This is a genomic window from Streptomyces sp. NPDC090088, from assembly GCF_044747345.1.
GTDB lineage: Bacteria > Actinomycetota > Actinomycetes > Streptomycetales > Streptomycetaceae > Streptomyces.
The window spans coordinates 340,338-354,579 of sequence record NZ_JBIVDZ010000009.1 but is presented as its reverse complement, the minus strand read 5'-3'; the positions used below and the strand labels follow the sequence as shown (position 1 = coordinate 354,579).

Annotated in this window: 13 protein-coding genes and 1 pseudogene; 12 read left to right on the top strand and 2 right to left on the bottom strand. The window is 69.5% G+C overall.

The genetic code is table 11. The features are described from left to right. Window positions 1-115 precede the first annotated feature (115 nt). Window positions 116-1,018, top strand: coding sequence for a tRNA (adenine-N1)-methyltransferase (locus tag ACIPSJ_RS38525; protein WP_089103073.1), 903 nt, complete (start codon window positions 116-118; stop codon window positions 1,016-1,018). A 212-nt stretch (window positions 1,019-1,230) separates the two neighbouring features. Further along, entirely contained in the window at window positions 1,231-1,812 is a 582-nt protein-coding gene (locus ACIPSJ_RS38520) for a hypothetical protein (protein WP_401352858.1), read from the top strand. Between the two features lie 46 nt (window positions 1,813-1,858). Here ACIPSJ_RS38520 and ACIPSJ_RS38515 read toward each other — a convergent pair whose 3' ends face one another. After that, entirely contained in the window at window positions 1,859-2,164 is a 306-nt protein-coding gene (locus ACIPSJ_RS38515; RefSeq protein WP_359209284.1) for a ferredoxin, read from the bottom strand. Between the two features lie 616 nt (window positions 2,165-2,780). Between ACIPSJ_RS38515 and arc the strand changes: the two genes are divergently transcribed. The 6 genes and pseudogenes from arc to prcA all read left to right on the top strand — a co-directional run bounded on the left by arc (window position 2,781) and on the right by prcA (window position 8,744). Next, window positions 2,781-4,547 (top strand): proteasome ATPase, encoded by a 1,767-nt coding sequence (gene arc, locus ACIPSJ_RS38510; protein WP_355726703.1) that lies wholly within the window; start codon window positions 2,781-2,783, stop codon window positions 4,545-4,547. Between the two features lie 245 nt (window positions 4,548-4,792). Then, window positions 4,793-6,304 carry a depupylase/deamidase Dop gene (dop, locus tag ACIPSJ_RS38505; protein WP_355726705.1) on the top strand — a complete coding sequence of 504 codons (1,512 nt, stop codon included), beginning with the start codon at window positions 4,793-4,795 and terminating at the stop codon, window positions 6,302-6,304. A 189-nt stretch (window positions 6,305-6,493) separates the two neighbouring features. Then, entirely contained in the window at window positions 6,494-6,712 is a 219-nt protein-coding gene (locus tag ACIPSJ_RS38500) for a ubiquitin-like protein Pup (protein ID WP_155057540.1), read from the top strand. Between the two features lie 153 nt (window positions 6,713-6,865). After that, window positions 6,866-7,117, top strand: a pseudogene (locus ACIPSJ_RS38495) (endonuclease domain-containing protein); the annotation flags it as partial. After that, the gene (gene prcB / locus ACIPSJ_RS38490) at window positions 7,069-7,914 is read left to right on the top strand and encodes a proteasome subunit beta (RefSeq protein ID WP_359209292.1); all 846 of its coding nucleotides are present in this window, start codon (window positions 7,069-7,071) and stop codon (window positions 7,912-7,914) included. The pseudogene ACIPSJ_RS38495 and the gene prcB, both read left to right, overlap by 49 nt. A gap of 71 nt (window positions 7,915-7,985) precedes the next feature. Then, window positions 7,986-8,744 carry a proteasome subunit alpha gene (gene prcA / locus ACIPSJ_RS38485; RefSeq protein WP_359209295.1) on the top strand — a complete coding sequence of 253 codons (759 nt, stop codon included), beginning with the start codon at window positions 7,986-7,988 and terminating at the stop codon, window positions 8,742-8,744. A gap of 133 nt (window positions 8,745-8,877) precedes the next feature. On the opposite strand, the gene ACIPSJ_RS38480 is transcribed toward prcA, so the two are convergent. Beyond that, window positions 8,878-9,894: a LacI family DNA-binding transcriptional regulator gene (locus ACIPSJ_RS38480; protein WP_359209298.1), complete on the bottom strand. Its 1,017-nt coding sequence runs from the start codon at window positions 9,892-9,894 to the stop codon at window positions 8,878-8,880. A gap of 88 nt (window positions 9,895-9,982) precedes the next feature. Here ACIPSJ_RS38480 and ACIPSJ_RS38475 point away from each other — a divergent pair, with 88 nt between their 5' ends. The 4 genes from ACIPSJ_RS38475 (at window position 9,983) to ACIPSJ_RS38460 (ending at window position 14,185) form a co-directional block, all read left to right on the top strand. Next, window positions 9,983-11,242, top strand: coding sequence for an MFS transporter (locus tag ACIPSJ_RS38475; protein WP_401352853.1), 1,260 nt, complete (start codon window positions 9,983-9,985; stop codon window positions 11,240-11,242). A 9-nt stretch (window positions 11,243-11,251) separates the two neighbouring features. Then, window positions 11,252-12,613, top strand: a complete 1,362-nt coding sequence (gene pafA / locus ACIPSJ_RS38470; RefSeq protein ID WP_067429457.1) for a Pup--protein ligase — start codon at window positions 11,252-11,254, stop codon at window positions 12,611-12,613. Window positions 12,614-12,737: 124 nt separating this feature from the next. Next, window positions 12,738-13,739 carry an FKBP-type peptidyl-prolyl cis-trans isomerase gene (locus ACIPSJ_RS38465; protein WP_401352851.1) on the top strand — a complete coding sequence of 334 codons (1,002 nt, stop codon included), beginning with the start codon at window positions 12,738-12,740 and terminating at the stop codon, window positions 13,737-13,739. A gap of 74 nt (window positions 13,740-13,813) precedes the next feature. Continuing rightward, window positions 13,814-14,185 carry an FKBP-type peptidyl-prolyl cis-trans isomerase gene (locus ACIPSJ_RS38460; RefSeq protein ID WP_365685458.1) on the top strand — a complete coding sequence of 124 codons (372 nt, stop codon included), beginning with the start codon at window positions 13,814-13,816 and terminating at the stop codon, window positions 14,183-14,185. Window positions 14,186-14,242 lie beyond the last annotated feature (57 nt).

The following is a 14,242-nucleotide window of genomic DNA, read 5'->3' as shown; positions in this document are numbered from 1 at the left end:
GGCCTCACGCGGTGGTTCCACGCGCCCCACCCGCCCCAGGGAGCCGCCGCCGGCCCCACGGCGGTACGGCCGCACGGTGGTCGGTGCCCTGCGCAAACCCCGGTAGGCTGTTCACATGTCCGAACCGACCGGTGCCGCCCGCAGGCGCGGGCCCTTCAAGGTCGGGGACCAGGTACAGCTGACCGACCCCAAGGGCCGCCACTACACGTTCACGCTCGAAGCCGGGAAGAACTTCCACACCCACAAGGGCTCCTTCCCGCACGACGAACTGATCGGCGCTCCCGAGGGCAGCGTTGTCCGCACCACCGGCAACGTCGCCTACCTCGCGCTGCGCCCCCTGCTCCCCGACTACGTCCTGTCCATGCCCCGCGGGGCAGCCGTCGTCTATCCCAAGGACGCGGGGCAGATCCTGTCCTTCGCCGACATCTTCCCCGGCGCGCGCGTCGTCGAAGCCGGTGTCGGCTCCGGTTCGCTCAGCAGCTTCCTGCTGCGCGCCATCGGCGACCAGGGCATGCTGCACAGCTACGAGCGCCGCGCGGACTTCGCCGAGATCGCCCAGCAGAACGTGGAGCGCTACTTCGGCGGCCCGCACCCGGCCTGGCAGCTCACCGTCGGCGACCTCCAGGACAACCTGTCGGACACCGACGTCGACCGAGTCATCCTCGACATGCTCGCCCCCTGGGAGTGCCTGGAGGCCGTCTCCAAGGCGCTCGTCCCCGGCGGCATCCTGTGCTGCTACGTCGCCACCACCACCCAGCTCGCCCGGACCGTCGAGTCCATCCGCGAGATCGGCTGCTTCAACGAGCCGACCTCCTGGGAGACGATGATCCGCAACTGGCACGTGGAAGGCCTCGCCGTCCGCCCCGACCACCGCATGATCGGCCACACCGGCTTCCTGCTCACCGCCCGCCGCCTCGCGGACGGCGTCGAGCCGCCCATGCGCCGCCGCCGCCCCGCCAAGGGCGCCTACGGCGAGGACTACGACGGCCCCAACGCCGACGGCGGCGCCGGGCGCTGACCCGTCCCGTCACCGCAGCAACGTACGAGCGCCGCCGCCGAGTTCCCCGGACCCCACCGGAACTCGGCGGCGGCGCTCGCGCGTTGACCCGGCACCAGGGCCGCGGAGCCCCACCGGCCGCGGAAGCCCACCCCGCCCGTTCCCTCCCACTGTGACGTGTGGCACTATGCAGGCCACCCCCACCGGCACAGGCCTCACAGGAGACACTCCTAGTGCAGCAATCCGTGGTCCCGGAGCTCGCTCACACCGACACCCGTCCCATGCACTGGCTCGCCACCGCGACCGCGGTGGCCGGCGTCGTGGCTCTGTCGTCCTTCATCCAGCCGGGCTCGGCCAAGGCCGCCCAGCCCGCCGCGAACAGCGATCCGAAGCCCGCCGCGGCGACCGCCGCGCCGCCCAGCACCACCGGCGTGGACTTCCCGCTCGACTGCGGCCCGGTCAAGGAGAAGGTCGTCAAGAAAGCCACCGGCGACCTCGACGGCGACGGCAGACCGGAAACCGTGGCGGTGGTCCACTGCGACTCGGCCATGGGCACCCCGCCGGACGGGGTCTACGTCCTCACGCAGGCCGCCGACGCCACCGCACCGCGGGTCGTGGCCACCCTCGTCGACCCCAAGGACCGGTTCACGGTGACCGACTTCACCGTCGCCGCCGGGTCGGTCACCGCCACCCTGCTCGGCTATTCCTCGGACGATGTGCCCAGTTGCTGTCCGGACGTGAAGACCGCCGCCAAGTGGCGGTGGAACGGCCACGCGTTCGTCCGCTCCACCCCGGTGGCCGCCCACAGCGTCTGACGGCCGCACCACCGGGACGTACGGGCCACGCGGGGTGGCCGGAAAGTCACTCCGCGTCGGGCCCGTACACCTCGACCCGGTCCGCGACCCGGCGCACGTGGATGCACTCGCCCGGGCACTCCCGCGCCGAGTCCACCACGTCCGTGAGCAGCGGCAACGGCACGCGCGCCGTCGCGCCCGCCGCCTGCAGCAGCTCGTCGTCCGCGCCCTTCACATAGGCCAGACCGTCGATGTCCAGCTCGAACACCTCCGGGGCGTACTGGGCGCAGATCCCGTCGCCCGTACACAGATCCTGGTCGATCCAGACCTCCAGTGCCTCGCCGCCGGCCAGGGCCTCCTGCTGCACGGTCATCTCTCCTGCCGTCGAAAGCGCCGGGCGACCGGACCCGGGGGTCACCCGGTCCCGCCCCGGCGGGTGTTGAACGCCTTCGACCCTACCTCCGCCGGAGCACCCCTCCGGCGGCCACCGCCCGCCCCCGTACCCGCCGCCGGCACCGGTACCGGAGCCCGGACCCGGAGCCGCCCCGGAGCCCGGCCCGGGCGCTCCCGCGCCCCGCGCCCAGCCCCCTGCCGGGCGCCCCGCGCCCGCGCACACGGCGCGTCCGACCGCGCGGGGCGACGGCGCCCGGCCACCGGATCGATCGACTTCGGCCAACCCGCAACCCGCATCCACCGTCACATTCACGGCCCGACCGGTTGCTCTGTGTAAGGAACGCGCCACCGGGGCACAACCCCTGAACCGGCATCGGATCGGACAACTCCGGTCAGTCACGAAGGGTTTTGACCGCTCCGGGCCTGGAACACGCCGCTTCTGAATCGCGTTGAGTGGGTATCCACCCGGCACGAGGGAGAACGCAATGGGTGACCGACGACACACCTTGACAGTCTTTGTGATCTAGGGGTTTCAATCGACACCCACCCAGGTAGGGTCTGGAAGCGTCCAGCTCCCCTTGGAGGAGGTGAGGACCGTGGCAGCCCACGACGACGACATGAACCGCGGCATCCGCCCGGGACGAGGGTCCGACGACCCGGCCGGGCAGATCGCTTACCTTGAGCAGGAGATCGCCGTCCTGCGACGCAAGCTCGCCGACTCTCCGCGACACACGAGGATTCTCGAAGAGCGGATCGTCGAGCTGCAGACGAACCTGGCCGGCGTGTCCGCCCAGAACGAGCGACTCGCGAACACGCTCCGCGAGGCCCGCGACCAGATCGTGGCCCTCAAGGAGGAGGTCGACCGACTCGCACAGCCGCCGGCCGGCTTCGGTGTCTTCCTGCAAGCCAACGAGGACGGCACCGCGGACATCTTCACCGGCGGTCGCAAACTGCGGGTGAACGTCAGCCCAAGCGTTGACCTGGACGACCTCAGGCGCGGCCAGGAAGTGATGCTCAACGAGGCGCTCAACGTGGTCGAGGCCATGGAGTACGAGAGCGTCGGCGACATCGTCACCCTCAAGGAGATCCTGGAGGACGGCGAGCGCGCCCTCGTCCTGGGGCACACGGACGAGGAGCGGGTGGTACGGCTCGCCGAGCCGCTGCTCGACGTGAACATCCGCCCCGGCGACGCCCTGCTCCTCGAACCCCGCTCCGGGTACGTCTACGAGATCGTCCCCAAGAGCGAGGTCGAAGAGCTCGTCCTCGAAGAAGTCCCCGACATCGGCTACGAGCAGATCGGCGGCCTCGGCGGCCAGATCGAGGCCATCCGCGACGCCGTCGAGCTTCCCTACCTGTACCCGGACCTGTTCAAGGAGCACGAACTGCGCCCGCCCAAGGGCGTCCTGCTCTACGGACCGCCCGGATGCGGCAAGACGCTCATCGCCAAGGCGGTCGCCAACTCGCTCGCCAAGAAGGTCGCCGAGGTGACCGGCCAGGCCGCCGGCAAGAGCTTCTTCCTCAACATCAAGGGCCCCGAGCTCCTGAACAAGTACGTCGGCGAGACCGAGCGGCAGATCCGCCTCGTCTTCCAGCGTGCGAGGGAGAAGGCCAGCGAGGGCACCCCCGTCATCGTCTTCTTCGACGAGATGGAGTCGCTCTTCCGGACCCGTGGCTCCGGTGTCAGCTCGGACGTCGAGAACACGATCGTCCCGCAGCTGCTCGCCGAGATCGACGGTGTCGAAGGCCTGCAGAACGTGGTCGTCATCGGCGCCTCCAACCGCGAGGACATGATCGACCCCGCCATCCTGCGCCCGGGCCGCCTCGACGTGAAGATCAAGATCGAGCGTCCGGACGCGGAAGCGGCCAAGGACATCTTCGGCAAGTACCTCACCGAGCGCCTCCCGCTGCACTCCGACGACGTCGGGGAGCACGGCGGCAGCAAGGCCACCACCGTCGAAAGCATGATCCAGACGGCAGTGGAACACATGTACGCCGAATCCGAGGAGAACCGCTTCCTGGAAGTCACCTACGCCAACGGCGACAAGGAAGTCCTGTACTTCAAGGACTTCAACTCCGGCGCGATGATCGAGAACATCGTCGGACGTGCCAAGAAAATGGCGATCAAGGACTTCCTCGAACACAGCCAGAAGGGTCTCCGCGTCTCCCACCTCCTCCAGGCCTGCGTGGACGAGTTCAAGGAGAACGAGGACCTGCCCAACACCACCAACCCCGACGACTGGGCCCGAATCTCCGGAAAGAAGGGCGAGCGGATCGTCTACATCCGTACCCTCATCACCGGAAAGCAAGGCGCGGACACCGGACGCTCCATCGACACGGTGGCGAACACCGGACAGTACCTGTAAGACACAGGGCGGCTGCGGGTGCCCTCACCGGGTACCCGCAGCCGACTGTTTTTCCGGCCAAAACCGGAACCGAGGGCGAGCAAGGCAATGACGCAAATGATCTCCCCACCAGCGCAAAGGCGTTCTAGGCTCTTTCCTACCGCCGAGTCGCGCAGTGCGGGGACGGGCACCGCACACGCACCGGAGCGCCAGCGGTACGCGAGCGGAGCCCACGACCGAGGGCTCCGCCGGGCAAGGAGGGCCGCATGACCGTACGGCGAGTAATGGGCATCGAGACGGAGTACGGCATCTCCGTTCCCGGCCACCCCAACGCCAATGCCATGCTCACCTCGTCCCAGATCGTCAACGCCTACGCGGCGGCGATGCACCGGGCCCGACGCGCCCGCTGGGACTTCGAGGAGGAGAACCCGCTGCGGGACGCCCGGGGCTTCGACCTCGCCCGGGAGGCCGCCGACGCCAGCCAGCTCACCGACGAGGACATCGGCCTCGCCAACGTCATCCTCACCAACGGCGCGCGCCTCTACGTCGACCACGCCCACCCGGAGTACAGCGCCCCCGAGGTCACCAACCCCCGGGACGCCGTCCTCTGGGACAAGGCCGGCGAACGGATCATGGCCGAGGCCGCCGAACGGGCCGCCGCGCTCCCCGGCGCCCAGCCGATCCACCTCTACAAGAACAACACCGACAACAAGGGCGCCTCCTACGGCACGCACGAGAACTACCTGATGAAGCGGGAGACCGCCTTCTCGGACATCGTGCGCCACCTCACCCCCTTCTTCGTCTCCCGCCAGGTCGTCACCGGCGCCGGCCGCGTCGGTATCGGCCAGGACGGCCATGAGCACGGCTTCCAGCTCAGCCAGCGCGCGGACTACTTCGAGGTCGAGGTCGGCCTGGAGACGACCCTGAAGCGGCCGATCATCAACACCCGGGACGAGCCCCACGCGGACGCGGAGAAGTACCGCCGCCTGCACGTGATCATCGGTGACGCGAACCTGTCCGAGATCTCGACGTACCTGAAACTGGGCACGACGGCTCTCGTGCTCTCGATGATCGAGGACGGCTTCATCGCGGTGGACCTCGCGGTCGACCAGCCGGTGCGCACGCTCCACCAGGTCTCCCACGACCCCACCCTCAAGCGCCTCGTCACGCTCCGCAGCGGCCGCACGCTCACCGCCGTCCAGCTGCAGATGGAGTACTACGAGCTGTCCCGCAAATACGTCGAGGAGCGCTACGGCGCCGACGCCGACGACCAGACCAAGGACGTCCTCACCCGTTGGGAGGACACCCTCAACCGCCTCGAGAACGACCCCATGAGCCTGTCGGGGGAACTCGACTGGGTGGCCAAGAAGGAACTCATGGAGGGCTACCGGCGCCGCGACGACCTCGACTGGGACGCCGCCAAGCTGCACCTCCTCGACCTCCAGTACGCCGACGTACGGGCCGAGAAGGGCCTCTACAACCGTCTGGCGGCCCGTGGCCGCATCAAGCGGCTCCTGGACGAGGCCGACGTCGAGCGGGCCCGTACGAGCCCGCCCGAGGACACCCGCGCGTACTTCCGGGGCCGCTGCCTGGAGCAGTACGCCGACGACGTCGCCGCGGCGAGCTGGGACTCGGTGATCTTCGACCTCCCGGGGCGCGATTCGCTCCAGCGGGTCCCAACCCTGGAACCGCTACGCGGAACGCGAAATCACGTCAAGGAGCTGCTGGACCGCTGTCGCACCGCAGAAGACCTGGTCAGGGTCCTCTCCGGCGGCTGAGCGGGCCCAGGGACCGCACCGGTCGGACGGGGTCAAAATCCCGCCGCCCGGGAATCATCGAGGTGGCCCCCGTACGTTGGAGAAACTGCGGGGCCGATGTCGGACCCGGCTTGTAGGGTCTGATCATCACCGATCGGCAGGAATGCCGACCTGTCGACCATGTCGGGCGAACTGAGCGGGGTGAGGGTTATGGCAACCAAGGACACCGGCGGCGGACAGCAGAAGGCCACGCGCTCCACCGAGGAGGTCGAGGAGCAGGCGGCGGAGTCGCAGGCTTCGGAGGACCTCAAGGAGCGGCACGAGAAGCTGAGCGATGACGTGGACTCGGTTCTGGACGAGATCGACGACGTCCTGGAGGAGAACGCGGAGGACTTCGTTCGCTCGTTCGTTCAGAAGGGTGGACAGTAGCCCACACCCGTGAACAGCGGGGGGAATGCGCTCGGCCCGCCGGGAGGCTCTTCCGGCGAGCGCGTGCGCGGCGGGTAGGCCAGGGGCCGACGGCCCTCCGGCCGACCGTCGCGCACGCGCGGCCGAGTTCCACGGGCGCCGCCAGGAAGCACCGAAGCCGAGCGCGACGCGATGGTCGCCTCCCCGTACGGACTCCGCGCGATCTGCCTCGATACCCCGCCCGTTCATGTGGATCACCGCCACAAGACGGGTAGGGTCCGAGGCGTACTGAGCTTCAACTGCAATTCGGCCATCGGCACTTCGAGGGACCAGTCCGCCGCCGCGCGCCGAACCGCTGCTTACCTGGAAGGAAACTTGTGGAAGCCAACACTCGTAGCACCGGGCGTCTGCCGGCTGCCTTCCTGACGCCTGGGTCCTCTTCGTTCATGGACTTTCTGGGTGAGCACCAGCCGGAGTTGCTGCCCGGCAAGCGCCAGTTGCCGCCCACACAGGGGGTGATCGAGGCGCCGCACGGGACGACGATCGTGGGGGTGACCTTCCCCGGGGGCGTGGTGCTGGCCGGTGACCGCCGGGCGACCATGGGGAACGTGATCGCCCAGCGCGACATCGAGAAGGTGTTCCCGGCCGACGAGTACTCGGCCGTCGGCATCGCCGGCACCGCCGGTCTCGCCGTGGAGATGGTGAAGCTCTTCCAGCTGGAACTGGAGCACTTCGAGAAGGTCGAGGGCGCCCAGCTGTCGCTGGAGGGCAAGGCGAACCGGCTGTCGACGATGATCCGCTCGAACCTGGGCATGGCGATGCAGGGGCTGGCGGTCGTGCCGCTGTTCGCCGGTTTCGACGTGGACCGGGCCAAGGGGCGGATCTTCTCGTACGACGTGACGGGCGGCCGTTCCGAGGAGCACAACTTCGCGTCGACGGGCTCCGGCTCGATCTTCGCGCGGGGTGCGATGAAGAAGCTGTTCCGCGACGACCTGACAGAGGAGCAGGCGACCACACTGGTGGTGCAGGCCCTCTACGACGCGGCTGACGACGACTCGGCGACGGGTGGTCCCGATGTCGCCCGCCGGATCTACCCGATCATCACCGTGATCACCGAGGCCGGTTTCCGTCGGCTCACCGAGGACGAGGCGTCCGAGCTCGCCCGCGCGGTGCTGGCGCGCCGTCTGGAGGAGCCGGACGGACCGCGCGCGGCGCTGCTCTGAGGCGCTCGGCGCTTGTTGTGAAGGTGATCCCAGTGACTTCGACGGAACCCTAAGGAAGGGGACGGATACCGGTGTCGACGCCGTTCTATGTCTCACCCCAGCAGGCCATGGCGGACCGTGCCGAGTACGCCCGCAAGGGCATCGCGCGAGGCCGCAGCCTGGTTGTGCTCCAGTACGCCGACGGCATCGTGTTCGTCGGCGAGAACCCGTCCCGCGCGCTGCACAAGTTCAGCGAGATCTACGACCGGATCGGCTTCGCCGCCGCCGGCAAGTACAACGAGTACGAGAATCTGCGGATCGGCGGCGTGCGGTACGCCGATCTCCGTGGTTACACCTATGACCGTGACGATGTGACGGCGCGCGGTCTTGCCAACGTGTACGCGCAGACCCTGGGCACGATCTTCTCCAGCGCGGCCGAGAAGCCGTACGAGGTGGAGCTGGTGGTCGCCGAGGTGGGGGAGACCCCGGAGGGCGACCAGATCTACCGGTTGCCGCACGACGGCTCGATCGTGGACGAGCACGGTTCGGTGGCGGTCGGTGGCAACGCGGAGCAGATCAGCACGTATCTGGACCGCGAGCACCGGGACGGCATGACCCTCGCCGAGGCCCTGAAGCTGGCGGTGACGGCGCTGTCCCGGGAGTCCAACGGCACTCAGCGGGACATTCCCGCGGAGCGCCTGGAGGTCGCGGTGCTGGACCGTACGCGTCCGCAGCAGCGCAAGTTCAAGCGGATCGTGGGCCCGCAGCTCGGCCGGCTGCTGGAGGCCGACGGCGCGACCACGGCCGCCGAGGCCGAGGAGGCCGAGGAGTCCGGCGGAGACGTCGAGTAGCGCTCCCTGTCCATTCCGATCAGTCCCGCTCCACCAGCCCTGATCGGTTCCGCTCCGCGCGCCCCGTCCGGTGACCACCGGGCGGGGCGCGGGCGTTCCCGCGATGTGGGTTCTCGTGTGGGTTCCTGTGTGGTCAGGAGGGCCGTGGGGGCGCCGTGGAGCCCCGCACGACCAGTTCGACCGGGATGTCCCCGCTCTCCGGTTCCCGGCCCTCCAGGACGGCCAGGAGGGCCCGCATACCGCGTTCGCCGAAGAGTTCCGCGTCCAGGCGCACGGTCGTGAGCTCGGGGTCGATGGCGGTGGCGAGGGCGAGGTCGTCGAGGCCGGTGACGGAGATGTCGTCGGGGACGCGGAGGCCGAGGCGGCGTACGGCCTTGTAGGCGCCCGCGGCGAGCTTGTCGTCGTCGCAGACGAGGGCGGTGGGCCGGGGGCCGGGGCCGGCGAGGGCGGCCTCGGCGGCGGTGACGGCGCCGTCGATGGAGATGGGGGCGCGGACCGTGCGGACCGAGGTGCCGGGCGTTGCCGCCGTCCGTGCGGCCAGCTCCCGGGCGCGTACCTCGAAGGTCCAGGACGCCACGTCCGCCGCGATGTGCAGGAAGCGCCGGTGGCCCAGGCCGAGCAGGTGTTCGGCGACCTGCCGTACGCCGTCGGCGATGTCCAGGTTGACGGTGGCGGCGCCCAGGCTGCCCTCGGGGTCGCTGTCGAGCATGACGAGGGGGAGCTGGTCGCCGCGGATGGCGCTGAGGGCGTCGGCGGCCATGGAGGAGGCGATGACGCCGTCCAGGGCGGCCTGGGCGGAGGCGAAGGGGTCGCGGGCCGGGCCGATGCCCTCGGGGGACGGGTAGAGGACGACGCCGAAGCCGTTCTCGGCGGCCACACGGGCGGCGCCGGTGTAGACGCCGGCGAAGAACTCGGTGGTCAGCGCGGGGACGACGAGGAGCACGGTGCGGGTGTGGCCGAGGCGGAGGTTGCGGGCGGCGAGGTTGGGGCGGTAGCCGAGGTCGCGCGCGGCCTCGCGGACGCGGGCGGCGGTGGTCTCCGAGACCCGGCCGCGCCACTTGTCGCCGAGGACGAGTGACACGGCGGCCTGGGAGACGCCGGCGGCCTGGGCGACGTCGCGGCTCGTCGGGCGCGTGCTGCTGCGTGCCACCGGGGGTGCGCTCCTTCGTCTGGACGTGTGAACAGGGCACATGGTACGTATGGGAGAAGGGGTTATACGTAAAACTTGGAGGCAGGTCATGGCCGCGGGGTACCTGGAGATCCTCAGGGCGAGACATGCGGCCCGGCTGCTGACCGGGACGCTGGTGGGCCGGTTGCCGAACGCGACCGCGGCGATCGCGATCGTGCTGTTCGTGCGCGCGGAGGGCGGTACGTACAGCCTGGCGGGGGTGCTCGCGGCGGTGTACGGGGTGGCCAACGCGGTCGGCCAGCCGGTGCTGGGGCGGCTGGTCGATCTGCGCGGGCAGCCGCGGGTCCAGCTGCCCGCGGCGCTCGCCTCGGCCCTCGCGATGGCCGTCTTCGCGTTCGCCGGCACCGGGACGCTGCCGCTCGCCTACGCATCCGTGGCGGCGGCCGGGCTCTTCACCCCGCCGCTGGAGGGCGGCCTGCGGGCGCTGTGGCCGAGCGTGCTCGGTGACGGGGAGCAGGTGCACACGGCGTACGCGATGGACGCGGTGGCGCAGGAAGTGATGTTCACCGTGGGCCCGTTGCTGGTGACGCTGTGCGTGTCGCTGTGGTCCGCGCAGGCGGCGCTGCTCGTCGTGAACGCGCTGGGCGTGCTCGGGGCCCTCTCCGTCGTGGTCTCGCCGCCCTCGCGCGCGTGGCGCTCGGCGCCGCGCGAGGCGCACTGGCTGGGCGCGCTGCGCTCGCCCGGGCTGCTGGCGCTGCTGGGCGCGTTCCTGTTCGTGGGGATCGCGCTGGGCTCCATCACGGTGGCGTCGGTGCCGTACGCGGACGAGCACGGCGGGGACGCGGTGTACGGCTGGCTGATGGCCGCCCTGGGGCTCGGGGCGCTGTTCGGGGGGTCCGTCTACGGGGCGCGGCGGTGGTCGGGGGAGCCGGGGCGGCGACTGCGGGTGCTGGTGGCGCTTCTGGCGGTCTGTTATCTGCCGCTGATGCTGATGCCGGATGCGTTGGCCATGGTGTTGCTCACCGTGCTGGCCGGAGTGTTCCTCGCGCCGGCCATCGCCTGTGCGTTCGTGCTGGTGGACCGGCATGCCCCGCGGGGGACGGTCACCGAGGCGTTCTCCTGGCTTGTGACGACGTTCACGGTGGGGGCGTCGGTCGGAACGGGCCTGGCGGGCCCGGTCGTCGAGGCGGGCGGAGCGCTCTGGGGCTTCGCGGTGCCGGCGGTGGCGGGGGGTGTGTCCTTGCTGGTCCTGGTGGTCACGCGGCGGGTCCTCGCAGCTCCCGGTGGGGGTGCGGTGGTTGCGACCGGTTCGGAAAATGATCCAAATCGTGCTGCCGAACCCCGTTTCAGCTCAGGGGATCGGGCGTAATGTTCAGTCATGGACCGCCGCATTTTCGGGCTGGAGAACGAGTACGGCGTCACGTGCACGTTCAGGGGACAGCGCCGCCTGTCGCCTGACGAGGTGGCGCGGTACCTCTTCCGCCGTGTCGTGTCATGGGGCCGTAGCAGCAATGTCTTTCTGCGGAACGGCGCCCGGCTCTATCTCGACGTGGGCTCACATCCGGAATACGCGACACCCGAATGTGACAACGTGACCGAACTGGTCACCCACGACAAGGCCGGCGAGCGCATTCTCGAAGGGCTGTTGGTGGACGCCGAACGACGCCTGCATGAGGAAGGAATCGCGGGCGACGTCTACCTTTTCAAGAACAACACGGACTCGGCGGGCAACTCCTATGGTTGCCACGAGAACTATCTGGTGGCGCGGCACGGGGAGTTCTCCCGGCTCGCGGACATCCTCATTCCGTTCCTGGTGACCCGCCAGCTGCTGTGCGGCGCGGGCAAGGTGCTGCAGACGCCGCGCGGTGCGGTGTACTGCGTGAGCCAGCGGGCGGAGCACATCTGGGAGGGCGTGTCCTCGGCGACGACGCGCTCCCGGCCGATCATCAACACGCGCGACGAGCCGCACGCCGACGCCGAGCGCTACCGCCGGCTGCACGTCATCGTGGGCGACTCGAACATGTCCGAGACGACGATGCTGCTGAAGGTCGGTGCCACCGACCTCGTGCTGCGCATGATCGAGGCGGGCACGGTGATGCGGGACCTGACCCTGGAGAACCCGATCCGGGCGATCCGCGAGGTCAGCCACGACATCACGGGCCGGCGCAAGGTGCGCCTCGCCAGTGGCCGCGAGGCCTCGGCGCTGGAGGTACAGCGGGAGTACTACGAGAAGGCCGTGGACTTCTGCGAGCGGCGCGGTATCCGCACCGGCACGGTCGAGCAGGTGCTGGAGCTGTGGGGCCGGACCCTGGACGCCATCGAGGCGGAGGATCTGGACCGGATCGGCACCGAGATCGACTGGGTCATGAAGTACCAGCTCATCGAGCGGTACCGGGCCAAGCACAACATGACCATGTCGCATCCGCGAGTGGCGCAGATAGACCTCGCTTATCACGACATTCACCGTCGTCGGGGTCTGTATTACCTGCTGGAGAAGAAGGGGCAAGCCGCGCGGATCTGCAATGACTTGAAGATCTTCGAGGGCAAGTCGGTGCCGCCGCAGACGACTCGGGCGCGTTTGCGCGGTGACTTCATCCGGCGGGCCCAGGAACAGCGGCGGGACTTCACGGTCGACTGGGTGCATCTCAAGCTCAACGACCAGGCACAGCGGACCGTGTTGTGCAAGGACCCGTTCCGTTCGGTGGACGACCGGGTGGAGAAGCTCATCGCCGGTATGTGACGCGGTAGGCGAGCGCACTCCACAGACGCCACACGGGCGCCGTACTTTCCCGTACGGCGCCCTTGTCACGCCGTAGAGTTGCGCGCACGCCATCCGCAAGATCGACCGATTACGAGGCTCTTCCGTGCGCCGACGCTCTGTTCTCCTTGCCGCCGTTCCCGTTGGGCTGGTCACGCTCGCCGCGTGCGGTGACGACAAGTCCGCCTCCAGCAAGGCCAGCGCGGCACCGTCGGCCTCGGCCTCCTCGGTACCGCCGCCGAAGATCGTGGACGGGCCGCTGCCGGCGATCACGGCGGGCACCAAGTTCGACGAGAAGCCGACCGTGGCCAAGGGCACCGGGGACCCGTCGAAGAACCTCGCGGTCAAGACGGTGATCGCGGGCAGCGGCAAGTCGGTCGCCGAGAACGACTTCATCCAGGCCAACTACCTGGGGCAGATCTGGTCCACGGGCAAGGTCTTCGACCAGTCCTACGACCGTTCGCCCCTGTTGATGCAGCTTGCCCAGGGCAGCATCATCGACGGCTGGCGGTACGCGCTGGCGGGCAGGAAGGTGGGCAGCCGGGTCCTGATGGCGGTGCCCCCGACCTGGGGTTACGGCACCTCGGGCAACTCCCAGGCGGGTATCAAGGGCACCGACACGCTGGTGTTCGTGGTGGACGTGCTGGACTCCTTCAACTCGAAGAGCTCCAGCACCGGCAAGGAGGTCGCGCAGAGCGACGCCGCGCTGCCCAAGGTGGGGACGAACACGGACGGCAAGGCCCCGTCGATCGACATCCCCAAGGCCGACCCGCCGAAGAAGCTGGTGTCGAACTACGTCCTGGAGGGCGACGGCGCGGAGGTCCAGGCCGCGCAGACGATCCTGTGCCAGTTCAAGGGCGTGGTCTGGGACGGCGGCAAGACCTTCGAGCAGACCTACTCGACCGCGCGGCTGAGCCAGTTCTCGCTGGAGCAGATGCAGGAGGTCGTGAAGGGCCTGGCGCAGGGGATCACCGGCAAGAAGGTGGGCAGCCGGGTGATGATCGTCGTACCGCCGGACCTCGCCTATGGGAACAACCCGCCGAGCGGTGGTGTGGTGAAGAAGGGGTCGACGCTGGTGTTCTCGGTGGACATCCTGGCGGCGATGTAGTCGCGCGGGCATCGGCCGGGCGGGGATGAAAGACTGTCCGGGTTCCGTGTCGTACACAAGCAGGAGCCAGAGACGTGAGCATCGACAAGCCCGAGATCGACTTCCCCGGCGGCGAGCCCCCGGCCGACCTGGAGATCAAGGACATCTGGGAGGGCGAGGGCGAGGTGGCCCAGGCGGGCCAGACCGTCACCGTGCACTACGTGGGTGTCGCGTTCAGCACCGGTGAGGAGTTCGACGCCAGCTGGAACCGCGGTACGCCGTTCCGCTTCCCGCTGGGCGGCGGCCGGGTCATCAAGGGCTGGGACCAGGGCGTGCAGGGCATGAAGGTCGGCGGCCGTCGCCAGCTGACCATCCCGGCCCACCTCGCCTACGGCAACCAGAGCCCGACCCCGGCGATCCAGGCCGGCGAGACGCTGATCTTCGTCGTGGACCTGCTCGGGGTCTGATCCCCGTCCCTGGCCGGCGCCCGTGAGGCGCTGACCGGTCCCGGTCGGAAACCGGCT